22 protein-coding genes are annotated in these 23,128 nt (G+C 29.3%); 3 read left to right on the top strand and 19 right to left on the bottom strand.

The genetic code is table 11. The annotated features are described in order from the left end of the window. Positions 1-140: 140 nt before the first annotated feature. The 17 genes from I4U58_RS04750 to tyrS all read right to left on the bottom strand — a co-directional run bounded on the left by I4U58_RS04750 (position 141) and on the right by tyrS (position 17,304). On the bottom strand, positions 141-674 hold the full coding sequence (locus tag I4U58_RS04750; RefSeq protein WP_195929894.1) for a (Fe-S)-binding protein: 534 nt from the start codon (positions 672-674) through the stop codon (positions 141-143). 33 nt (positions 675-707) lie between these two features. Then, positions 708-1,844, bottom strand: a complete 1,137-nt coding sequence (locus I4U58_RS04745; protein WP_195929893.1) for an aminotransferase class V-fold PLP-dependent enzyme — start codon at positions 1,842-1,844, stop codon at positions 708-710. Between the two features lie 43 nt (positions 1,845-1,887). Then, the gene (locus I4U58_RS04740) at positions 1,888-2,838 is read right to left on the bottom strand and encodes an alpha/beta fold hydrolase (protein ID WP_195929892.1); all 951 of its coding nucleotides are present in this window, start codon (positions 2,836-2,838) and stop codon (positions 1,888-1,890) included. 150 nt (positions 2,839-2,988) lie between these two features. Next, positions 2,989-4,401 carry an MATE family efflux transporter gene (locus tag I4U58_RS04735; protein WP_195929891.1) on the bottom strand — a complete coding sequence of 471 codons (1,413 nt, stop codon included), beginning with the start codon at positions 4,399-4,401 and terminating at the stop codon, positions 2,989-2,991. Positions 4,402-4,512: 111 nt separating this feature from the next. Next, on the bottom strand, positions 4,513-5,418 hold the full coding sequence (locus I4U58_RS04730) for a DMT family transporter (protein ID WP_195929890.1): 906 nt from the start codon (positions 5,416-5,418) through the stop codon (positions 4,513-4,515). 225 nt (positions 5,419-5,643) lie between these two features. Beyond that, on the bottom strand, positions 5,644-6,267 hold the full coding sequence (locus I4U58_RS04725; RefSeq protein WP_195929889.1) for a thiamine phosphate synthase: 624 nt from the start codon (positions 6,265-6,267) through the stop codon (positions 5,644-5,646). Continuing rightward, positions 6,268-7,371: a 2-iminoacetate synthase ThiH gene (thiH, locus tag I4U58_RS04720; protein ID WP_195929888.1), complete on the bottom strand. Its 1,104-nt coding sequence runs from the start codon at positions 7,369-7,371 to the stop codon at positions 6,268-6,270. A 12-nt stretch (positions 7,372-7,383) separates the two neighbouring features. Continuing rightward, positions 7,384-8,154: a thiazole synthase gene (locus I4U58_RS04715; RefSeq protein ID WP_195929887.1), complete on the bottom strand. Its 771-nt coding sequence runs from the start codon at positions 8,152-8,154 to the stop codon at positions 7,384-7,386. A gap of 88 nt (positions 8,155-8,242) precedes the next feature. Beyond that, positions 8,243-9,046, bottom strand: coding sequence for a sulfur carrier protein ThiS adenylyltransferase ThiF (thiF, locus tag I4U58_RS04710; RefSeq protein WP_195929886.1), 804 nt, complete (start codon positions 9,044-9,046; stop codon positions 8,243-8,245). A 1-nt stretch (position 9,047) separates the two neighbouring features. Beyond that, complete coding sequence (thiS, locus tag I4U58_RS04705) at positions 9,048-9,242, bottom strand: sulfur carrier protein ThiS (protein ID WP_195929885.1); 195 nt, start codon at positions 9,240-9,242, stop codon at positions 9,048-9,050. 231 nt (positions 9,243-9,473) lie between these two features. Beyond that, complete coding sequence (locus tag I4U58_RS04700) at positions 9,474-10,100, bottom strand: ATP-binding cassette domain-containing protein (RefSeq protein WP_195929884.1); 627 nt, start codon at positions 10,098-10,100, stop codon at positions 9,474-9,476. Beyond that, positions 10,090-11,028, bottom strand: coding sequence for an ABC transporter ATP-binding protein (locus tag I4U58_RS04695; RefSeq protein ID WP_195929883.1), 939 nt, complete (start codon positions 11,026-11,028; stop codon positions 10,090-10,092). The genes I4U58_RS04700 and I4U58_RS04695 overlap by 11 nt, the downstream gene beginning before the upstream one ends. A gap of 9 nt (positions 11,029-11,037) precedes the next feature. Beyond that, the gene (locus I4U58_RS04690; RefSeq protein ID WP_195929882.1) at positions 11,038-11,907 is read right to left on the bottom strand and encodes an ABC transporter permease; all 870 of its coding nucleotides are present in this window, start codon (positions 11,905-11,907) and stop codon (positions 11,038-11,040) included. Continuing rightward, positions 11,907-12,893 carry an ABC transporter permease gene (locus tag I4U58_RS04685; protein WP_195929881.1) on the bottom strand — a complete coding sequence of 329 codons (987 nt, stop codon included), beginning with the start codon at positions 12,891-12,893 and terminating at the stop codon, positions 11,907-11,909. Before I4U58_RS04685 ends, I4U58_RS04690 begins: the two co-directional genes overlap by 1 nt. A 94-nt stretch (positions 12,894-12,987) precedes the next feature. Beyond that, positions 12,988-14,622 carry an ABC transporter substrate-binding protein gene (locus I4U58_RS04680; protein ID WP_195929880.1) on the bottom strand — a complete coding sequence of 545 codons (1,635 nt, stop codon included), beginning with the start codon at positions 14,620-14,622 and terminating at the stop codon, positions 12,988-12,990. A 231-nt stretch (positions 14,623-14,853) separates the two neighbouring features. After that, a complete protein-coding gene (locus I4U58_RS04675; protein ID WP_195929879.1) occupies positions 14,854-15,819 on the bottom strand; it encodes a bile acid:sodium symporter family protein in 966 nt (321 codons plus the stop codon). A 279-nt stretch (positions 15,820-16,098) separates the two neighbouring features. Further along, the gene (gene tyrS, locus I4U58_RS04670) at positions 16,099-17,304 is read right to left on the bottom strand and encodes a tyrosine--tRNA ligase (protein ID WP_195929878.1); all 1,206 of its coding nucleotides are present in this window, start codon (positions 17,302-17,304) and stop codon (positions 16,099-16,101) included. Positions 17,305-17,648: 344 nt separating this feature from the next. Here tyrS and I4U58_RS04665 point away from each other — a divergent pair, with 344 nt between their 5' ends. Continuing rightward, on the top strand, positions 17,649-18,551 hold the full coding sequence (locus I4U58_RS04665) for a LysR family transcriptional regulator (protein WP_195929877.1): 903 nt from the start codon (positions 17,649-17,651) through the stop codon (positions 18,549-18,551). 50 nt (positions 18,552-18,601) lie between these two features. Here the strand turns inward: I4U58_RS04665 and I4U58_RS04660 are convergent, their stop codons facing one another. Beyond that, on the bottom strand, positions 18,602-20,056 hold the full coding sequence (locus I4U58_RS04660; protein WP_195929876.1) for a UDP-N-acetylmuramoyl-L-alanyl-D-glutamate--2,6-diaminopimelate ligase: 1,455 nt from the start codon (positions 20,054-20,056) through the stop codon (positions 18,602-18,604). Positions 20,057-20,120: 64 nt separating this feature from the next. After that, positions 20,121-20,579, bottom strand: a complete 459-nt coding sequence (locus I4U58_RS04655; protein WP_243269559.1) for an iron dependent repressor, metal binding and dimerization domain protein — start codon at positions 20,577-20,579, stop codon at positions 20,121-20,123. Between the two features lie 132 nt (positions 20,580-20,711). Between I4U58_RS04655 and I4U58_RS04650 the strand changes: the two genes are divergently transcribed. Both I4U58_RS04650 and feoB read left to right on the top strand, forming a co-directional pair. Beyond that, positions 20,712-20,933: a FeoA family protein gene (locus tag I4U58_RS04650; protein ID WP_195929875.1), complete on the top strand. Its 222-nt coding sequence runs from the start codon at positions 20,712-20,714 to the stop codon at positions 20,931-20,933. A gap of 15 nt (positions 20,934-20,948) precedes the next feature. Then, entirely contained in the window at positions 20,949-23,069 is a 2,121-nt protein-coding gene (gene feoB / locus I4U58_RS04645) for a ferrous iron transport protein B (protein ID WP_195929874.1), read from the top strand. The last annotated feature ends 59 nt before the right edge of the window (positions 23,070-23,128 follow it).

Raw genomic sequence — 23,128 nt, 5'->3', positions numbered from 1 at the left:
AATTTTTATACTTAAACAGTTTTTATAAAACTTTTTAGTTATTTTATATATAATACTCATACCCCTAAAATTTCTTGACAATATAATTTTAGTCTTTTCTAATTTTTTTTGCAATATTTTGTAATTATTTAGTTATCTAATTAAAACTCATACCCCAATGTTAAATATATATTTTCCAGCTCTTCTCTCATCTTCTCATTGCCCTCTGCCCTAACTTGAGAACACATATTAGGTTTATATTTTCCCGCTACCAACTTTGCTGCAAATGCCATACAAGTTGACTCTCCGCATTTTCCACAATTTAGTCGAGGAAGTACTTCATATACATCAAATGGACTAGGTAAGTTGCGTTTTTCATCACTAGGTTTTATGCTGTCTTTTTTTTCATAACAATCGTTTATAAAATCTTTTATATAATCTAATGTCTCAAATGCATCTGTTTCATTTAATAATTTAGATACTTTTATATCGTCTTTTGTTATTACTATTATTTTTGGGCCGTAGTTATATGTTAGAGTTTGTCCTTTTTTGTTGTATATAGCTGTTTTTAAGTAAGTATTTAAATATGGGAAAAGCTCTGATACATCTCTAGATGGAGTTGCTATTATTCTTATTCTCTTTGAATCTGTTGTGCATGGTTGTATAAAACTTAAATTGATTTGTTCTAAAAACATAATTATCCCCCTATAATTTTTTAATAAATTTTATTATAAATTATTTAAAGCTTCAACTAATTTATCTATATTGTCTTTTGTATTAAAATATCCAATACCAATTCTAAGACTACCCCTGTCTTTTGTATTGATTACGCTATGTGCAGTTGGTGCGCAGTGCAATCCTGCCCTAAGCATTATGTCGTATTTTTGATCTAATATAGTAGATATATCCTCTGGTCTTTTGTTTTTTATATTAAAACTTATTACACTTAAGATTTTTTCACAGTCTTTTGGTCCGTAAATTTCTATATCTTTTACAGTTTCCAATCTCTGTAAGGCGTATTTTGTAAGTTCTTTTTCTTTATTATGTATATTGTCTATTCCTTCTCTATTTAAAAACTTTATAGCTGCTCTAAGACCAGCTATCCCACTTACATTTGAGGTTCCAGTTTCTAAGTGATTTGGATAATAATCAGGCTGATATTCATATACAGAATCACCACCTGTCCCCCCTGCTTTTAGCGGTTTTATGTCTATATCCGTATTTATTATAAGACCTCCTGTCCCCATAGGCCCAAGCAAACTTTTATGTCCTGTAAATGCAAGAATATCTATGTTGTCTTCTTTTATATCTATCTTCATAGCTCCAGCGCTTTGTGCAGCGTCTACTAAAAATACTATTTTGTTTTCTCTCGCTATTTTGCCTATTTCTTTTATAGGTTGTATTGTTCCAAGTACGTTTGATGCTTGTGTAAATACTATTAATGCTGTGTCTTTTCTTATGTATTTTTTAATATCTTCTGGATTTGTAATCCCGTCTTTTGAACATTCTACTGTGTCTATTTTTATATTTATATCTTTTTCTAAAGTTTTTAGACATCTCCAAACGGCATTATGCTCCAAACTACTTGTTATTACATGGTCATTTTCCTTTAGTATTCCTCTTATTGCAATATTTAAAGAATCAGTTACATTGCTTGTAAATACAACTTTTTTAGGATCATCAAAATTAAAAAGATTTCCAATAAGTTTTCTACATTCATAAACAATATAATCTGATTGCATTGCTTTTTTATATGAGCCTCTTCCAGAAGAGGTCCCATTATTTATCATAAAATCATATACTGCATCTGCAACTTCTTTTGGTTTTGGAAAAGAAGTCGCTGCATTATCTAAGTAAATCCCCATTTTTCCTCCTAATATTACCTTTATATTATTTTATATATGTAAATTAAAACGCTTTTTGAGTATTCTCAATACGTTTTTTTAACCAATTATAAATATCATTATATACATCTTCATAATTAAGTTCATTAAGTATCTCATGACGTCCATCTTTATAAAGTTTTATATCTATATCTTCTACACCTTGGACTTTATAATTATTGTATACTTGTTTTACACTTTTACCGTAATTTCCAACTGGGTCCATATCTCCAGCAACAAATAATAATGGTAGGTCATTTGGTATTTTGACTTTATTTTGTGGACTTTGTATAAATTCCAATACATCAAATAACGTTTCATATCCGTTTAATGTAAATAAGAAAGTACAGTATTTATCATTTACATATTTATGTACTATATCTTTATCCCTACTTATCCAATCATTTTGTGTAACTACTGGCTCGAATTTTTTATTGTAAGTCCCAAATGCCATTTTTTCTACAAATTTACTTCTGTAATTATCTCCTTTAAAGGCCTTTAATATTTTTAGTACTGCTTTTCCACCTTTTAATACAACTTTTGGCTGACTACCAGTACCAACTATTACTGCTCCATCTACCTTATCTCCATAAGTCATTATATATCTTCTAATCATAAAAGATCCCATAGAGTGCCCCAATACAAAATAAGGTATTTCTTCTCCAAATCTAGACTTTATTTCTTTTGTAATCTCATATAAATCGTCTACTACTGTTTTACTTTTGTATTGTGTTGGAAAATACCCCAATTCATCATCATCTTTTGCTGTAAGACCATGACCAAGGTGGTCATTTCCCACCACTAATATCCCCTTTGAATTTAAAAATCTTGCAAATCTATCATATCTATCTATGTACTCTATCATCCCATGTGATATCTGGACAATCGCTTCAATATCACCTTCAGGCTCCCACACAATTGTGTGTAAATTATTTTCATTATTAGTAGATTTTATATAAAGTTCTGTTTTTTTCATTTCAAACTCTCCCTTACAATTAATTTTTCTTTATTCTACTAAAGGAAAATGGATTATTTATTAAATTATATTACATTTTATTACTTTACTGTAAATTTTTTAATAAAAAAACTGCCATAAGTTATAAACTCATGACAGTTTTAAAAAGATTTATTTAATTATTGTTTTTAATTTCCACTTTTCATTTTTATATCTTATATATCCTATCAATAGACCTACAAACCATCCTATAGGAATAGCATAATAAACTACTGATGGGCCAATTTTGTTTGAAAAAATATATACGATTATCAATCGAATAAAGAAATTCAACATGGTAGCTATTACAAATATACTTATATCTCCAGCACCTTTTAGCACTCCGCAATAAGCATTCATAAAACCTTTTAATATATAAAATGCTGAAATTACACGAAGGTATTTGATTGCAAAACTTATAGCATCTTCACTTTGAGCTTCATCTAAAAATAAATCTATTATATCCCTTCCAAAAATAAATAATATACTGAATATAATTAAACTCATAATTGATATCATAATTAAGGTACTTTTTAATCCTTCTTTTACTCTATCTATTTTTTTAGCACCTATATTTTGCGCTGTAAATGTACCTATTGCATTTCCAAATGACGCAAGTGGAATCATAGTTATTGAATCTATTTTTGTCGCTATAGTATATCCAGCTATTATAGATGATCCAAATGTATTTACTATTATTTGAACTAAAAATATGCTTATATATACAAATGACTGTTGAAATATAGATGGTATAGCTATTTTATTCATATTTTTTAGTATTTTAAAGTCAAAAAGTTTAAAATCTAAATCATCTATTTCATTATTTTTATAAGTTTCCTTATCACTATTTATTTTTTTATATTCACTATTTATAGAGTCTTTTTTATCAAATTTTTTCAAATTAAAAAATAAGTATCCTATAGATAAAAAAGCCGATATACCTTGTGCAATCAAAGTAGCCATAGCGACTCCAATCACTCCATATTGGAGTTTTACAACAAATATTAAATCTAAAAGTATATTTAAGAAACTAGAGAATATAAGAAAGTACAGAGGTATTTTAGATTTTCCAAGCGCATTGAAAATCGAAGTTATTATATTGTATAAAAACATAAATGTAAGCCCTAAGAAATATATGTTTAAATAATTTAGTGCATCATCAAATATATTTACAGGGGTTTTCATTATTTTTAATAAAAACTTCGACATACATAATCCTATACAAGCTAAAAAAATACTAAGCACTCCTATAGCTATTATAGATGTGTATATTGATGTCTTCATTTTATAAATCATCTTTGCCCCATAATATTGAGATATTACAACTGCACATCCTATCCCACTTCCTATAGCAATTGACATAAATACCATAGTTATTGAATAAGATGCTCCTACTGCTGCTAGTGCATCTTCACCGACATAATTTCCGACAATTATTGAATCTACTAAGTTGTAGAGTTGTTGAAATACGCTGCTTAAAACTAACGGTATTGAAAAATATGCAATTGATTTTGCTGCATTACCTTCTGTCATATAATTTTCCATACGCCTTTTAAAAGTAAATTATACTTTTTATTCTCCTTTCTTTAGTTAAATATGTGTTTGAGTTTTATTAAATTTTACTTTTTTATTTTTAATTTGAATTTTTATATTGAGTTAATTTATAGATTTTGTATCTTCTTCTTTTAAATTATTTTTCTTTAAAAAAGATAATTTTGTCTCTGAAATTATAATTGCACAAAATATTATCAAACATCCAGCTATCATTTTTAAAGTTAGAACTTCGTGTAAAATTATAACTGATAATATAGTTCCAAATACTGATTCTATTGATAAAATTATAGCTGACTTTGTCTGGCTTACATCTCTTTGGCAAATAGTCTGAAGTAAAAATGCAATTGTCGTAGAAAATATGCCTAAATAAAGTACACCTATTATAGATGATATCTGCGCTTGTATTTTTATTTCATTAAACAATATCTGTACTATTAGTGATAAAATAGTTGCAACGCTAAATTGAACAACAGTCAGAACTATTGCGTTGTTTTTTTTAACAAATTCGCCTGTGAAAAATATGTGAAATGCAAATCCAAATGCACATATCATTGTCAAAAAATCTCCAAAATTGATGCTAAAGTCGGCTTCTAAAGATAGTATTCCTATTCCCAAAATCGCTATTATACTGCTTATTATTCCGTATTTGTCTAGTGGTCTTTTGTATAATATAAAACCGATAAACGGTACTATTACTACGTTTATAGCTGTTAAAAAGGCGTTTTTTGATGCTGTTGTATAAGACATTCCAATCGTTTGAAATGCAAACGCAATAAATAAAAATACACCAATTAAACTACCTGCTTTTATAGCTTCTTTAGTTATATTATTCTTAATTTCTTTAAAAAATATAATTCCAAGTAAAACTGCTCCTATAAAAAATCTTATTGTCAATATCTGAAGTGGTGTAAGTCCACCGCTTAAAGAAATTGAAACCCCTATAAATCCACTTCCCCAGATAAAAGCAGTCAAACCTAGTCCAATCTCTCCTTTGTATTTAGTAAACATAAAATCCCCCCTTAAAAAACTGTAAATTAATTTTTAAAGACCCTATACAATATTTTAGAATTTTAAAATACATCCTTATACCGATTATCTATAGTTTATTTTATTACTATTATAATTATATCATTGCACTACATCATCTTCTATATTGCTACATTTTAGGGTTTTGAATTATGCAAAAAATAAAACCCAAAGAATTTGTTTTTCTCTTTGGGTTTTAAATTAATATTATCTCCAATTTTTATTGTAGTCTTCTATAGTATTTTGAATATTATCGCTTTTAAACAAAGTACTCATAACTGCATAATCATCACAGTAATCTATAATTTGTTTTATATTTTGAGACAAAATTCCGCCTAACGCAACAATCTTTATTTTAGTCAAATCTTTAGCATTTTTTAAAAGATCTACTCCCTTAGGTGTTAGCCCTTCTTTGCATTTTGTATCAAATATATGTGAAAGAGTTATATAATCTATATCTATTTTTTTACTTTCTATAATTTTATTTAACTCAATAACCTCATGTGTACTGTGTAGAGATAGTCCTATTTTTTTATTTTTATCGAACTTATAACCCCTACTTATCAAATCTTTAAATAAATTATATGGAAGGTGTACTCCATAAATAGGATAATTTTCATATAATTCAATCGAGCTATTTACAATTATATTTATATCTGCTTTATTTTCTTTTAATTCTGAAACTATCTCATTATATAGTTTTTCCAATTCACTATATTTTAAATCTTTTTCTCTTAAAATCAAGTACTCTACATTATTTTTAGCAGCTTCGACTATAGTTTTTATGTATTTTTCTTTGGAGCATAGATTTCTGTTGCTGATTAAATACATCTAAAATCTCTCCCAATCTTTAAATACATATTGATATCCGATTGAATTTAACATTTTTCCTACTTCTTCTAAGCTGGCATCTGTATTATTTTCAAATTGGTTTGTTCCACCTTCTCCTAAAGTATGTCCCCCTACGTCTGTTGTTACTTCGGCGCTTAATTTAGTAACTCCTAATGGCATTACATTTTTTCTAAATTCTAAATCCTCTCTTGTCGAAACATTTAATGCTGCATGAGGGTCGAAAAGTCTCATAACCGTCATTATTTGAAATTCTGTTTTATCGTCTACTGGATTTATATCGTCAAAGTTCCCCTTAAATGGCTTCATTCTAGGTGCTGAATAAGAAAGCTCTATATGTGGATATTTTGTTTTTAAATATTCTCCATGTAAAATAGTGAAAAATGCATCTTTTCTATAGTCTGCAAGGCCTAATAGTGCGCCTATTGATAAACTTCTCATTCCTGCCATTGCCCCTCTTTCCGGCGCATCTAGTCTAAATTTGAAATTTGCCTTTGGTCCTTTTATGTGTACCTTTTTATAAACTACTTCATCATATGTTTCTTGATAGACAGTAAGTGAGTCTGCACCATTTTCAACAAGGTGTTTATACCCTTTTACTTCCATTGGATATACTTCTATCCCTATTGACGAAAATCTGTCTGAAATAAGATTTACCGCCTCTCCTATATATTCAACTGGAGAATGTCTTTCACTTTCGCCTGTAAGTACTAAAATATGTTTAAATCCCATATCAGCTATATAATCTGCTTCGTTTTTAATTTGCTCCATATTTAATTTTCTTCTGTTTATCCCACTTTTACAGTTGTATCCGCAGTATACACAGTGATTTACACAGTAATTTGCAATATACATAGGAGTATATAAAGTTACTGTTTTGCCAAGATGTTGAAGACTTAATCTATGAGCTTTTTGTGCCATCTGTTCTAGGTGTTGTGTGGCTTTTGGTGATAATAAGTTTAAGACATCCATATGATCTAACTTATTTTTATTTAAACTTCTTAAAACATCTGGCTCTGTAACATTTTTAAAATATCCGTCGAAATCAAAATCTCTGTATTTTTCTAAAACTTCATAAAAACTCATCTATATTCCCCCTTATAGACTTCCTAAAAATCCAGTTAAAGGTGATGATGCATTTGCAAAGTTGCTCACTGGTCCAGTTTTTCCTAGGTATGCCTCTCTTCCACCTTCTACTGCTAATCTAAATGCATTTGCCATTTTTACTGGGTCTTGTGCTGATGAAATTGCTGAGTTTACTAAAACTGCAGCTGCTCCCATCTCCATAGCCTCCATCGCTTGTGATGGCTTACCAATGCCTGCATCTACAATTATATTAGTGTCTAACTCATCTATCATTATCTGAATCATTTCTTTCATTTTTAATCCCCTATTTGACCCAATCGGTGCGCCTAGTGGCATTACAGCAGCTGCTCCAGCTTCTATTAAACGTCTTCCTGCGTATAAGTCTGGTGACATATATGGAAGAACTACAAACCCTTCATCTGCTAGAATTTTAGTTGCTTTTATTGTCTCTTCGTTGTCTGGTAGTAAGTATCTTGTATCTGATATAACTTCTATTTTTATAAAATCTCCACAGCCAATTTTACGAGATATCCTAGCTATTCTAACTGCCTCTTCTGCATTAGTAGCTCCCGAAGTATTAGGAAGTATAGTCATTTCTTTTGGTATATAAGTCAAAATATTTTCATTTGGATTGTCTAAATCAACTCTTCTTATTGCCATTGTTATTATTTCGCTATTGCTTGCTTTTATAACTTCTGGAAGAATATCGTTACTTCCAAATTTCCCTGTCCCTATTAAAAGTCTGCTGTCAAATTCGTGTCCACCTAATATTAATTTATCCATTTTGTCTCCCCTTTTTAATTTAGTATCTAAAATTTAAATCAAATTACTGTTTTATATTTATAGTACATCATAATATTTTTACTAACTTTTATCTTTTTATATCTTCAATTAAAATTTTCATAGCTAAGTTTGCCATATGATTTGCACATATTGAAACCCTTGGAGCCATTAGTCCTTCGCCTTCTTTTGCCTCGTGTTCAAAATCTCCACAAATATAAAATTTATCTCTTATTTTCTTTGTTTTTATTATATTTGAATCGTAATATCCAGCCATTCCAGATGATGCAATTAGGTATTTATCTTTAAAGTTTCTAAGTACAGTATTACATATCATAGCCTTGTTTTTTGGATCATCAAAGGCCTCGATTACGATATCATATTCTTTTAAAAAATCTATATTTTCTTTTGTAACAAATATATCCTTAGTTTTTATCTTTACAAAAGGATTTATATCTTTTATTAAAGATTTTAGTGCCTCTGTTTTTTTCATACCTATATGTTTTACAAAATACTGCTGTCTATTTAAATTAGACGGTTCAACTACATCATAATCTACTAAAACAATTTCGCCTACTCCTACTCTAGAAAGCGAGATAGCTATATTTGAACCTAGTCCTCCAAGACCTAAAACTGCAACTTTTCCAGATTTGAGCTTATTATGTACATTTGGCGTATGTCTTGCAATCATAACTCTTTCTAACTCGTCTTTTGTTGGGATTTTTCCCCTCTCTATAAGTGTAAGTCTATCATCTTCTTTTAAAATTTTATCTTCCTTTAATGGAAATCCATTTAAGATAAGCACATCACAATTCTTATCTACTTTATTTCGTAATTTATAAGCTGTGCAGTTTTCCTCTATTTCTGTCTGAATCTCATTTAAGAATATCTTCAAATCAACCACCCCCTACAAAGCTTATAACTTCCACTGTATCTTCATTTTTTAATAAATATGTACTGTAGACTTCGTCATCTAGTATTTCCATATTTACTTCTACAACGACCTTTTGTGGATTTAAGTCGTAATTTTCTAAAAGATCTTTTACAGAAATATCTTCTTTTAAATCTACAGTTTTACCGTTTAATATCATATTATTCCCCCTTTTTATTGATTAGAAATCTTATTTAAAAGCAAAAAAAGCAGAAAATAAACCATACCCGTGGTGGTATGCCCCATTTTCTGCTTTTTAAGCTACTGATATATTACCATTTTATGTAGCACATGTCAATTGTTTTCGAGGAAATATTTTCTATTTTTTTATATATTCAATTTATTCTTTTTGCATCAAAACTTATTTTTATTGCTAAATATATTTATACAATTAAACTACTTCTTTTTGCTCTTCTTTAAATTCTTCTAAATTCACAACTCTATCGCATATTTTGTCTACTAAAGCTTTTTCATGACTTATAACTATTACACCTATATCATTTTTCTTGGCATAATCTAAAACTACATCCCAAATTTGTGCTTGTGTTATTGCATCTAACATAGTTGTCATCTCATCAGCAATTAAAAATCTAGTCTTCGGTGATAATGCCCTTATAACACAAAAACGTTGAAGTTCTCCACCTGATAATTCACTCGGCCATCTATTCATCCATCCTTGTTTAATACCCATAGCTTCTATCAATTCCTTTGGTGGAATAAATGCCTCGTTTATTATTTTTTTCATCTTCCACTTTGGATTTACAGATTTTTCGGGATGTTGGAAAATAAGTTGAACTGGATTGTATCCATTTTTTTCTCTTTTACATCCTTTAAGTATCACTTCTCCGCTTTCTGGAGTTATGTATCCAGCCAATATTTTGGCAAGTGTCGTCTTACCAAATCCACTTGGAGCAATAAGTCCAACGACTTCACCGCTATTTACACAAAAATCAATATCCTTTAATATATATCTATCCTCATTATATTTAAAATTTATATTTTTAGCTTTAAGTTGCATGAATACATCTCACCTTTCCATTTCTAATTTCTTTAATTTCCGGTACTCTAACTTCACATTCCTTTGTTTTGATTTTACATCTATCACAAAATACACATCCTTTTGGAAGTTCACTTGGAAGTGGCTGTGTCTTATCGTCTAAAGCTTTAAATTCATGGTTTGGAAGTGCCTTGTAAAGTGCCTTTGTATAAGGATGTCTCAATTTTTCTATATTTTTAAAATCATCTGTATTAGCTATTTCTAAAGTAGAACCTGCATAAAAAATAGCCACCTTATCTGCAATTTTAAGTGCAGCAGATATGTCGTGTGTTATCATCAGTATTGAACATCCGCTATCAGCCACTTTTCTAAAGTCTTTTAGTACTTCATTTAAGGATTCTTCGTCTAATCCTGGCGTCGGCTCATCTGCAATTATTACCTTGCTGTTTGATGCTAAAGCTGTGCATAAAAGCACCTTTCTCGCCATCCCTCCTGATAGTTGGAATGGATAATAATTTTTAACTTTTTTGTCTAAATTATATTTTTCAAAGAGATTATCTACAATTTCGTCTTTAGCTTTTTTATCCTTATTTTTTATAGATATTTTAATTTGACTTCCTACCTTTTTTAAAGGGTCGAGATAATTTACAGATTGAGGTATAAGTACAATCTCACGCCCTCTTAAGTTTTGTTTTCTCTTTTCTGTCAGCTCTTCTTTGTTATAAATTATCCTTCCATGTGTAGACGAGTTATGTGGAAGTATTCCCAAAATAGCGTGTGCAAGAAGACTTTTTCCAGAACCACTAGAACCTACAACTGCCAATATCTCGCCTTTATTTAATTCTATATCTAAATTTTTAATTACTTCTAAATCAGTTCTAACTAATCCTTTTGTATATTGAGAAAATGATATTCCCAAGTTTTCAACTTTTAAAATTGGCTCTTTCATCTCTACCTCCTATTTATACGCTGTTTTAGGATTTATTAATTTTTCTATATTTTTGCCTATTCTGTCTACCATCATAGAAACTAAAACTAAACTAAGCCCTGGGAAAAATGCAAGCCACCAGTCTCCACTTGTAAGGTATTTCATACTTTCTGAAAGTATTACACCTATGGCTGGTTCATGTGGTGGAAGCCCAAAACCTAAGAAAGTTACTGATGCTTCGTGCAAGATTGCATGCGGGAATATAAGTACAGCTCCAACTATTATCTGAGGTATTACATGAGGCAAGATATGTTCTTTTGCTATATACCAATTTGATTTTCCAAAGTTTCTCGCAATCTTCGTATAATCCGACTCCATAATCTGCATAACTTCCGCTCTTATAACTCTAGTAAGCGATGTCCAGTGAGTAAGCGAAACACCGACTACAATACCTTTTATACCTCCACCCATAGCAATTGATATAAGTATTACAACTAATGTGTGAGGTACTGATAAGACTAAATCTATAAGCCAAGTTACAATAAAATCTACCTTTTTCCCAAATGTAGGACCAATAATACCTAATAATACTGCAATTATTGTACTTGTAAGAGTAGCTAAAATACCTATTTTCATACTTATGCTAAGACCTTTTATAGTTCTAGTAAGCATATCTCTTCCCACCCAATCAGTTCCAAATAAATGATCAAGTGATGGAGGTTGAAATTTATTTAATAAATCTACATATAAATTATCTTCACCTATAAAAGTTCCCCAGATTAATATATCTGCAAATAAAATAACAAATACTGTTATCCAGAATATTGTTCTTTCTCTAGCCCCGTAATTAATAAGAAGTTTTTTGTTTTTTAGTTGTCCTTTTTCTTTGATTTTTTCCATTATAAATTTTGTCCCTCCTTAATTCTAGGATCTATCACTCTGTATAATAAATCTGCAATTATATTTCCAGAATAGACAAATACTAAAATTATTATCGCTATTCCCATAAGAAGTGGTAAATCACCTTTAAGTCCTGCTGAAACTGTCGCTTGACCAAGTCCAGGATATGAAAAAACTTGCTCTACAAATATTGTTCCTCCAAATAATTCGCTAAAGGATAAAAACTGAAGTGTTATTGCTGGAAGTGATACATTTTTAAGAACATGATTAAATATTATACTTATTTGACTTTCGCCACGTGCTTTTGCAAATAATATATAGTCGCTTTCCATTATCTCTATGACCTTTTGTCTTGTATTCATACATATACTCGAAATACTTATTATTGAAAGAGTGAGTGCAGGTAGTATTATATGTTGCATTCTCTCAGCAAATCCCACATTTTCTGATAAAACGCCGATTGGTACACTTAGTGCAACTGGGAACCACCCTAATTTTACAGAAAATAATATTATAAATAATATTCCAAGCCAAAATGTTGGAGTCGACATTATTATATAGCAATATCCACGTATTATTTTGTCTATTAATTTTCCTTCTTTTATGCCTGCTATAATCCCTAAAATAAATCCTATAATTCCAGAAAGTATCCAAGATATTCCCATAAGCCATATAGACGACATAAATTTTTGTCCTATTACTTCTAAAACTGGTCTTCTGTATATCATAGAAGTTCCCCAATCTCCACTTATAATCGATTTAAACCAAGACCAAAATCTAATTATAGGAGGTTGATTTAAGCCCCAATGTTCTGCTATTAATTGTCTTTGTTCAGCACTTACTTTTGTTGATGCTCCGACATAAGCTGTAACTGGGTCGATTGGAGATAATTCCATTAAAACAAAAGTAATTATACAAAGAGCTACTAAAAGAGTTATTAATTTCAAAACTTTTTTAGTTAAAAATTCCCCTATTCCCTTATTCATATTTTCTCTCCTCAAAATCTTCAAAAATACAATATCAAACTAGTACATATTTCTAGGTACTAGTTTGTATCTTAGCTTTATTTATATTTAATGTTTATTTCCATGACCATTCATTAACATTGTCAAATATTCTTCCGCCGTGTGGTTGAACTACTGGGTTTCCAAAGTCAAATCCATCTGCAGCTAAGTAAACGTGATTTGCATTTACAAGCCAGCAATATGGTGCGTCGCCTTTTGCAGATGTATATTTTTGAAGGTCTTTCCAATATGGTAATGCTTCATCTTCATCTTTTGCATCTAATGCTTTATCTATATCTTCGTTTACTTTTTCGTTATTATAACCACCTGCATTGTCCCATGCAACTGTTCCACCTGCTATAGGACCGTAATATAAGTTGTATAATTCTGATGGATCTCCTGAACCAAATCCAAATAATACAGCTTCTTTATGTATATCTTCAAGTATTGTATCCCATGTTCTAACTTCTAAGTTAACGCTTATACCTATTTCTTTTGCTACATTTACAAATTCTAAAGCCATTTCTTGTCTGTATTCACCTTCAGTATATAGTAATTTAAATTCAGCTTTTTGGCCGTCTTTTTCTAATACTCCATCATTATCTGTGTCTTTCCATCCACCATCTGATAATATTTTTTTAGCTTCGTCTACATTTGCATATTCATCTTTAGATAATTCAGTACTTTTATCTTCCCATGGCATTTGTTCAAGCCCTGTAGTAGAAGGTGTACCATATCCATTAAGTACTCCATCTACTATCTTTTGTCTATCTACTGCAGTATTTAAAGCCTTTCTTATAGCTTCATCACTTGTTACATTGTTACCCATATCGTATCCGTCTTTTGCTTTTTCTCCTGCTTTAACCATTGGTAACTCAACACCATAACATTCGATACTTTCTATATCAACTACATTTGCTCCATCTACTTTTTTATCTGCTAAGTTTCCGTTTATTTGGCACACATCTACATCTCCAGTTTGGACAGCAGAATAAGCAGCATCTGTATCTAAAAATACCATTGTCAATTGTTTAATTTTTGGTTTATCGCCATAATAATTTTCATTTTCTTTTGCTATAACTTGTTGACCTTTATCCCATTGTACAAATTCATAAGGCCCTGATCCAACTGGATTATCTTTAAAGTTTTCATCATAAGCATGTTTAGGAACTATACCTAAGTATGCTAATCTCTCCATAAATGCAGAATATGTTCTATTTAATTTAAATTCTATTGTAGTATCATCTTTTGCAGTTATCTTATCTATCATTGTTAAATCTATTTCTGAACCTGAGTTCTTAGCAGTTTCATATGTAAATGCTACATCTTCTGCTGTTACTTTCTCTCCATCTGTAAATTTAGCATCGTCTCTTATAGTTACTGTCCATGTTAATTTATCATCAGATACTTTATATCCAGTTGCCAAATCATTTTCAAATCCTAACTCTTTATCTCTTTTAAATAAAGTTGAGAAAAATACTTTTGTAAGCGATCCATGTCCGCCTGTTGTAGCATCAAATCCTGATTCTGGCTCTTCTCCAATTGCCACTATTAACTCATTATTTTTGATTCTCTCTTCTCTCTTTGATGTAGTTTTATTAGAAGAAACCTTTTCATTGTTACTGGCGTTATTACTAGAAGAACACCCTGTTAAACTTCCAACAGACAGCATCACAGCCACCCCTACTGCTAAAAACTTTTTTAATTTCATAATTATCCTCCCTAATTCTCTTTTTTAACTACTCCTCATTTTTTTATTAATATATAATTTACAAGTAACCTTCTTGAACATAAAAAGCCATGAAGGCATAGACCTTCATGGCTTTTATATCATTCATTGATATCTTACAAATTAAATATTAACTTACGATAAGTGTAACACATTGTTAATATTTTCTCAACAATTTATTGACAAAATTTATTTTTATTTAAATTTTATATTTTATTCCAAGCTTTCTTTTACTTCTTCATCATCTTCATCAGTTATTTCTTTATTACCCCAATAATTTGCAAGTACTGATACTGAAAATGCATGCCATATACCTGCTATTGCTGGTGCTATTGCGGCTTCTGGTGCAAAATGTGCTGCTGCTAAAACTGTCGCTAATGTGGCATTTTTCATTCCAGTTTCTATAGATAGAGTTCTTCTCTTTCTTTCTTTAAATCCAACAGCCTTACCACCGAAGTAACCACATAAATATCCATATATATTATGGATTACTACTGCTAAAGCTAATATTATTACTGATGCATTTAATTTTGATGCATTAGCAGCTACTATACCTGCAACTAAAACTACCATAGCAAGTCCAGATACAGAAGGCAATACTCTTATACATTTAGCCGCTGCTTTAGCAAATAAAGTATTAGCTATTACACCTAATATTATTGGTATTAAAACAACTTGAGATATTGATATAAACATTCCTATACCATCGACTTGAACGTAAGTCCCTGCAAATAAGTAAATTAATGCTGGTGTTACTATTGGTGCTAAAAATGTAAATATTGAAGTATATGTTACTGATAATGCAACATCTGCTTTAGCTATAAAACTCATTACGTTTGAAGTAGTTCCCCCTGGACAAGCCCCAAGTAATATAAGTCCTACTGCTACATCACCTTTTAAACCTAGTAATTTCACTACTATAAATGCTCCAATTGACATAGTAACCATTTGAATTAAAAGTCCTAATATAACATCTTTTGGTTTTTTAAGTATAAGTATGAAATCATCTTTAGTTAATGTCATCCCCATACCAAACATTATAAATCCTAAAATATAGTTGAAATATGGCACTACACCTATAAATATATTTGGATTAATATAAGATATAGCTGCTCCAATTAAAACTAGTAGTGATAAGTATTTTTTTACAAATACACCTAATTTGTCTACAAAATTCATGATAATGCCCCCTTTTATTTAATTATTTACCATAAAATTATAATAACAAATGCCCTTTTATGAACTGTATATGAATAAAAGGCTTTATTTACATAATAGTAACATAATATTCCAAAAAATCATTATTTTTAATTAATTATTATATATAATTTTATTTATATAGTTTAAAAACTTACATTTTCTATACAATATATAATCTGCCTTTTATATAACCTTGTAATATTTTATTTTTCTCAATTGTATAAAAAATAAGGCAAGTTAAACTTACCTTATTTTAATTTAAGACACTATTATTTTTATAAATTTTTTCTTTCCAATTTGCACGACAAGTTCGCCTTCTTTTGGCAAGAACTCTTCTTTAGTTATTTTTTTATCATTTATTTTTACTCCACCTTGTGCTAAAAGTCTTCTAAATTCACTTTTACTAGATACTAAACCTTTATCTACTACTATTTGGATTAAATCGAAGTTTTCTTTTTCTGCATTTATTGTATCTATATCTTTTGGCTTTTGTCCCATTTGGAATATCATTTTAAATCTCTCTTCTGCTTGATCTACTTCTTCTGCTGTGTGATATAAGCTGACTATTTCTCTCGCTAAATCCATTTTTATATCTCTTGGATTTATATTTTCATCTTTTATTTTATATTTTACTTCTTTTATTTTTTCATCACTTACATCAGTTAATAATGTGTAGTATTTTACAATTAGTTCATCTGGTATTTCCATGACCTTTTGATATTTTGATTTTGCCGATTCGTAAATTCCTATATAATTACCTAGAGTTTTACTCATTTTATTTTTGCCGTCTAATCCCTCTATAAGAGGCATCATAATTACAACTTGTGGCTCTTTTCCTATCTCCTTTTGCAGAGTTCTGCCAGAAAGCAAATTAAATCTTTGGTCTGTTCCGCCAAATTCTATATCTGCTTCAATAGCAGTCGAATCAAAAGCCTGCATTAAAGGATAGAAAAACTCATTTAAATATATAGGTCTTTGATTTTCAAATCTCAGCCTAAAATCCTCTCTCTCAAGCATTCTCGCTACTGTTGTATATTGTGTCAACTGTAAAACATCTTCAAACGTCAATTTAGATAGCCATTCACTGTTAAACTTTATAGTTGTTTTTTCTTTATCTAAGATTTTAAATACTTGTTCTTCATATGTCTTTGCATTTTGTAATACTTCTTCATCACTTAAAGACTTTCTCATTTTTGATTTTCCTGTGGGGTCTCCTATCTTACCCGTAAAATCACCTATTATTATAATAATCTCATGTCCTAAGTCTTGTAATTGTTTTAGTTTTCTAAGAATAACTGTATGTCCTAGGTGTATATCTGGTGCACTAGGATCTAGCCCCAATTTTATTTTTAATGGATTATTATTATTTATTGATTTCTCTAATTTTTTTATTAATTCTTCTTCATTAATTATATCTAATGTTCCCTTTTTTATTATTTTCAATTGTTCTTCTACAGATTTCATAAATGACCTTCCTTCCCCATAATGCTCAAAAAGCTCTCATCCATAAGGACGAGAGCTCCTATATTCACTAACTCTTAAGTCTCTTTTTAGCCAAGACCTCTCTTTAAATTCGATTGAATTTATTTATTATCTCAACTATAAATATATCTTTAATTTAAATATATTAATATTATTATAGTTTGTCAATCATTTTATAAATTTATACATTCGTATATATTACCTAGATAATCTATATTTTTATCAATATAAACTTATATCCTATTTTCATTATTTTTATCTATTATCTGTTATAATATTTTTAAGGGGATTTTTTTTATTTATTTTATTTTAAGGTGGGAAAAACAATGACATTTGAACAATTAAGGTCTTTTTTAGCTGTTGTAAAAAATAATCACTTTACACTAGCTTCCCAGCAATTATTTATATCTCAATCATCAATATCTAAACATATAAAAGCCTTAGAAAAGGAAATTGGGATTGAGCTTTTTAAAAGGGAACATAGGACTATCACGTTGACACCAGCAGGGCAAGAATTTCTTGAATTTGCAAAACAAAGCGTTGATAGCTATGACAAAATGCAAAGGGGTTTAGAAAAATACAAAAGTCAAGAAAGTGAAATTATTACAATTGGGGTTATAGATACAATGATTGAATATGGACTGGCAGCTCTTATAGGCGATTTTCACAAAGAATATCAAAATATTCAAATAGAGCTTATAGAAAGAAGTAACAATTCCATATTAGAATATTTAAGTCTGTCTAAATTTAATTTAGCATTTGTAAACAATATAGGCACAAATAGCAAATTATTAGATTCATGTGCTCTTTTTCATGATAATTTAGTCATGGTCACTTCTGAAAACCATAGATTTTTAGAAAATAAAACTATTGCTCTTTCAAAAACATCAAAAGAAAAATATATTTCGTTAAGCGGCGACTCAACTTTACACAATATATTTTTAAGTGTTTGGGGTAACTTAAACTTTTTTCCAGAAGTGTCTTATATAGATAGTCAGACAAAAACATTACTTGCATTAGTATCTGAAGATATGGGTATAACTCTTCTTCCCGATACTATCGCTATGTCATATAAAAACAACATAAATAGCCATATAAAAATCATCAATTTATTTGATAATTTTTATGCGACGACTTATTTAGTTAATATAAAAAATAAAAAATTATCTAAAAACGAGACTATATTTAAGGATTTTGCTTTGAAATGGTTCGACAAACAGATATCTTAATATTAAAAAAAGGGGAATGAACCTCCCCTCTTTATAGTATTTTTATTGATTTATAATTTATCTACTATTTCTTTAGCTATTTTTTTATCATCAAAATAATATTTTTTATCTTCTTTTATTTGATAATCTTCATGACCTTTACCCGCTATAATTATTAAATCTTGGTTTTTATATATTTCTATAGCAGTTTTTATCGCCTCTTTTCTATCTTTTACGATTAAGTAATTGTCTAATTTAGTATTTATACCTTTTAAAATATCATTTATTATTTCTGTTTCATTTTCAAATCTAGGATTATCTGAAGTTATAATTGAAATATCTGAATTGTCTTGGGCAATTTTTCCCATTATCGGTCTTTTTGTTTTATCTCTATCTCCACCACATCCAAAAACTAAAATTATTCTTCCTTTTGTAAATAATCTTGCACTTTTTATTAAATTAAGAAGTGCATCAGGAGTGTGGGCATAATCTACAATTATATTTATGTTTTTTTCATTTTCAACACAATCTAATCTGCCTGGTACACTTTTTAAAGTTTTAACCCTACTTATTACTTCTTCATATCCTATACCTAGTGATATACAAGTACTTATTGCTGCTAATGTGTTGTATACGTTAAAATAACCTAATATAGGTATTGATACTTTAAATTTACCTTCATTTGTAGTTAATGTATATTCTGTTTTGTCGTGGTATAATTTTATATCACTCGCTCTAAAATCGGCTTTTTTATTTATTCCATAAGTATATGTCTTTATATCTCGTTTTAAACTGTGTTCAAAGAATTCTTCTCCTACTTCATCATCTATATTAAAAATATTTACTGAATTTGTTTTATAAAATAATCTCTCTTTAGCATTTTTATAGTTTTCAATATTTTTATGAAAATCTAAATGATCTTGAGTTAAATTTGTAAACACTCCTATTTTATAATCAATACAATCTACTCGATTTAAGACTAAAGCATGGGAAGAAACCTCCATAATGCAGTATTTACAGTCATTTGCTATCATCTTATTTAAATTTCTTTGTATGTCTAAGCTCTCTGGAGTTGTATTTTTAGATATTGTATTTTTATCTCCATCGTATATTTCTATAGTCCCTATACTTCCCACCTTGCTGTCATATTCAAGTATCTGCCTTATAAAGCTCACTGTACTTGTCTTTCCATTTGTCCCTGTAATCCCAACTAAATTTATTTTTTGACATGGATTATCAAAAAAGTTCTTTGCAATTATGGCCATAGATTTTTTAATATTTTCTACTCTTATATATGTTATATCTTTTTTATAAGGTATTTTTCTATCAATTAATATTACCTTTGCTCCCCTTTTTATCGCATCATCTATAAAGTCGTGCCCATCTACGTTATTTCCTTTTATACATATAAACATGCTACCTTCTATGACAGTTCTAGAATCATATGAAATATCTTCTATCTCTACATCTACTGGCCCATTGATTGCTAAAATATCAACTGACTGCAACATTTTTAAAAGTTTCATAAACTCCCCCTTAGAGGATAATCCCTCTTGATAATTAATAATTAACACTATTTTGCTTATGTATTTAGCACTCCCTATTTTTTCTAAAGTTTATCAATAAGGAATATACATCTTCATTATTTGAAAAAAAGTCTATCAATGTATTTATTTTTTCAAGTGTATCGTAATTTATTGTATGTTCTATTTTTTCTGTTTCTTCATGTATATCTTCTTTTAAACCTAGAATTTCTAAAAATTTATAAATTGTATTATGCCTTTTTAGTAATGTATCTCCCAATTTATATCCCATTTTTGTCAGCTTTATATAATCGTATTTTTTATATTCTAATACACCTTTTTCATCTAGCTTTTTGACCATTTTTGTGACAGATGCAGGTTTTATATTTAATTCACTTGCAACGTCTTTTACTTTTACATTCCCATTTTTAAGATATATTCTATAAATCATCTCTACATAATCTTCTTCACTAGGTGTTAATTTATTATTTTTCATATATTCACTAAATGTAAAATATTCACTCAAAAAAACACCTCCTATATATTTATTATTTTTTTTTAGAAAATTTATTACTATTTTGCACAATTTATGTATTATTTTCATACCTTAAAATTAGAAAAGTTAGCTTAGGCTAAAATTTTTAAGGAGGAGTTAAAATTGAAAAGATTAACAGATGTAAAAATAAAAACAACAGCTCAAGTTGAAGATTTATTATCAGATGGTAATTTGAGAGAAAGAATGTTAGCACTTGGATTTACAAAAGGTGCTCTTATAGATGTATTGAGAAAGGGTCCTAAAGATCACCTAACTGTATATAAGGTTAGAGGTAGTAAAATAGCCCTTAGAAAAGAGGAAAGTAATTTAATTTTAGTAAAATAATAGGAGGATATATAAATGGGTTTGACATATAAAAATTGTAAAATCAAATCTCTGCAAGATTCCTTTAATATAAAACAAAAAGAAAATTCATATATAGTTGCATTAGCTGGAAATCCAAACACAGGAAAAAGTACTGTATTTAATTATTTAACTGGATTAAAGCAACATACTGGTAACTGGCCTGGAAAGACAATAGCAACTGCAAGAGGTGAATTCACATACAATAATATCAACTACAACCTTATAGATTTACCTGGAACATATTCTCTATTTGCCCTATCTCAAGAAGAAGTTGTAGCTAGGGATTTCATATGTTTTGGTGATGTAGATGCCGTTATTGTTGTATGCGATGCAACGTGTTTGGAGAGAAATTTAAATTTACTTTTTCAAGTATTAGAATTAACAAGCAAAGTCGTTTTGTGCGTTAATCTGATAGATGAAGCCGAAAAAAAATCTATAAAGATAAATAAAGAAAAAATGGAGCAATTACTTGGTATTCCAGTCGTACTGACAAGTGCACGCAATAAAATTGGAATGGATGAATTGCAAAATGCACTAGAAAAAGTTGTTTTGCAAGAAAAAGTCGATAATAAAAATTATGTAGTATATAATGATGAAATCGAATCCTTGGTGGAGTCTTTTAAAGATGATTTAGAAAACACATTTCCCCAAATAAACTCAAGATGGCTAGGTCTTAGGATAATAGATGGTGATGAAAGTTTATTTTCATCTTTAAGCAACTATATTGAAGGAGATTTTGAAGATACTCTAGAATATATAAAACATCAACTTCCTCAAAATTTAGACAAAAAAAGAATAAGAGATGAAATTTCAAAGCTAAATTACGACTATGCTTCAAGCTTATTTGAAAATGTAGTAAGTCAAAAAAATGATAAAGAAGATATTGACGACAAAATAGATTCTATTATTACGTCAAAATATTTTGCAATTCCAACAATGCTTGTTATGCTCGCTATAATCTTATGGATAACTATTTCTGGATCAAATTATCCTTCTGAAGTTTTATCCAATCTTTTATTTAGCATTGAACCTGGTATGTACTCTTTTTTGAGTAGTTTAAATGTTCCAAAATGGTTTTGCGATATGATGGTTTATGGATTATATAAAACATTTGCATGGGTTGTATCTGTTATGTTGCCACCTATGGCAATCTTCTTTCCTTTGTTCACCTTTTTAGAGGATTTAGGATATCTGCCTAGGGTTGCATTTAATTTAGACCATTTATTTAAAAAATGTAAAACTCATGGTAAACAGTGTTTGACAATGTGTATGGGATTTGGTTGTAATGCTTGTGGAGTTATAGGGTGTAGAATTATTGATTCACCAAGAGAGAGACTAATAGCCATTCTTACAAATACATTTGTTCCATGTAATGGTCGTTTTCCTACTTTAATCGCAATATCTACTATATTTTTTACCTCTGCAATTAACAATACATTTTTTTCTAGCATATCTACTGCAATTTTTGTTACTTTAATTGTTTTGATAGGTATAGGAATAACTTTACTTGTATCTTATTTATTATCTAAAACACTTATAAAAGGAGAAAGTTCCACATTTACGTTGGAGCTGCCACCTTATAGAGTGCCACAAATAGGAAGAATCATCTATACTTCTTTAATAGATAGAACTTTATTTGTATTGGGTAGGGCCGTTATAGTTGCTATTCCTGCCGGTATAATAACATGGATTTTAGCCAATACTTATATTGGGGATATGACAATATTAAACCATATAGCCTTGTTTTTGGACCCAATAGGAAAATTTATAGGATTAGATGGTTTTATACTTTTGGCATTTATCTTGGGTATGCCTGCAAATGAAATTGTAATACCTATTTTAATAATGTCTTATATGGCTACAGGTTCTATGACAGACTACACAAGTCTTCAAGAATTAGGCAACTTGCTTACTGACCATGGTTGGACTTATTTAACAGCGCTTAACTTAATGCTTTTTAGCTTACTTCATTGGCCATGCACAACTACATTATTGACAATAAAAAAAGAAACAAAGAGTATTAAATGGACTGCTCTTGGATTTTTAATTCCAACAGCTATAGCATTCTTTATATGCACAATTACTAGAATATTATATGATATATTGCCTTTGTAGGTTGATTTGGATCATAATCTGGCTTTGATGCCATTGCCAAAACGTCACCTGTTTTAGGG

The sequence above is a fragment of the Clostridium sp. 1001270J_160509_D11 genome (genome assembly GCF_015667935.1).
Lineage (GTDB): Bacteria > Bacillota > Clostridia > Peptostreptococcales > Peptostreptococcaceae > Intestinibacter.
The sequence above is the reverse complement of the archived record's forward strand: the minus strand, read 5'-3'. Positions and strand labels throughout refer to the sequence as shown.

Coding starts and splice junctions, on each gene's coding strand:
- I4U58_RS04735 (WP_195929891.1), bottom strand. CDS start 4,401: ATGGAAAATTATATGACAGAAGGTAATGCAGCAAAATCAATTGCATAT.
- I4U58_RS04690 (WP_195929882.1), bottom strand. CDS start 11,907: ATGGAAAAAATCAAAGAAAAAGGACAACTAAAAAACAAAAAACTTCTT.
- I4U58_RS04730 (WP_195929890.1), bottom strand. CDS start 5,418: ATGTTTACTAAATACAAAGGAGAGATTGGACTAGGTTTGACTGCTTTT.
- I4U58_RS04685 (WP_195929881.1), bottom strand. CDS start 12,893: ATGAATAAGGGAATAGGGGAATTTTTAACTAAAAAAGTTTTGAAATTA.
- I4U58_RS04660 (WP_195929876.1), bottom strand. CDS start 20,056: ATGAAACTTTTAAAAATGTTGCAGTCAGTTGATATTTTAGCAATCAAT.
- I4U58_RS04680 (WP_195929880.1), bottom strand. CDS start 14,622: ATGAAATTAAAAAAGTTTTTAGCAGTAGGGGTGGCTGTGATGCTGTCT.
- I4U58_RS04695 (WP_195929883.1), bottom strand. CDS start 11,028: ATGAAAGAGCCAATTTTAAAAGTTGAAAACTTGGGAATATCATTTTCT.
- I4U58_RS04700 (WP_195929884.1), bottom strand. CDS start 10,100: ATGCAACTTAAAGCTAAAAATATAAATTTTAAATATAATGAGGATAGA.
- thiH (WP_195929888.1), bottom strand. CDS start 7,371: ATGAGTTTTTATGAAGTTTTAGAAAAATACAGAGATTTTGATTTCGAC.
- I4U58_RS04740 (WP_195929892.1), bottom strand. CDS start 2,838: ATGAAAAAAACAGAACTTTATATAAAATCTACTAATAATGAAAATAAT.
- I4U58_RS04665 (WP_195929877.1), top strand. CDS start 17,649: ATGACATTTGAACAATTAAGGTCTTTTTTAGCTGTTGTAAAAAATAAT.
- I4U58_RS04675 (WP_195929879.1), bottom strand. CDS start 15,819: ATGAATTTTGTAGACAAATTAGGTGTATTTGTAAAAAAATACTTATCA.
- I4U58_RS04715 (WP_195929887.1), bottom strand. CDS start 8,154: ATGGATAAATTAATATTAGGTGGACACGAATTTGACAGCAGACTTTTA.
- thiS (WP_195929885.1), bottom strand. CDS start 9,242: ATGATATTAAACGGTAAAACTGTAGATTTAAAAGAAGATATTTCTGTA.
- feoB (WP_195929874.1), top strand. CDS start 20,949: ATGGGTTTGACATATAAAAATTGTAAAATCAAATCTCTGCAAGATTCC.
- I4U58_RS04745 (WP_195929893.1), bottom strand. CDS start 1,844: ATGGGGATTTACTTAGATAATGCAGCGACTTCTTTTCCAAAACCAAAA.
- I4U58_RS04750 (WP_195929894.1), bottom strand. CDS start 674: ATGTTTTTAGAACAAATCAATTTAAGTTTTATACAACCATGCACAACA.
- tyrS (WP_195929878.1), bottom strand. CDS start 17,304: ATGAAATCTGTAGAAGAACAATTGAAAATAATAAAAAAGGGAACATTA.
- I4U58_RS04725 (WP_195929889.1), bottom strand. CDS start 6,267: ATGTATTTAATCAGCAACAGAAATCTATGCTCCAAAGAAAAATACATA.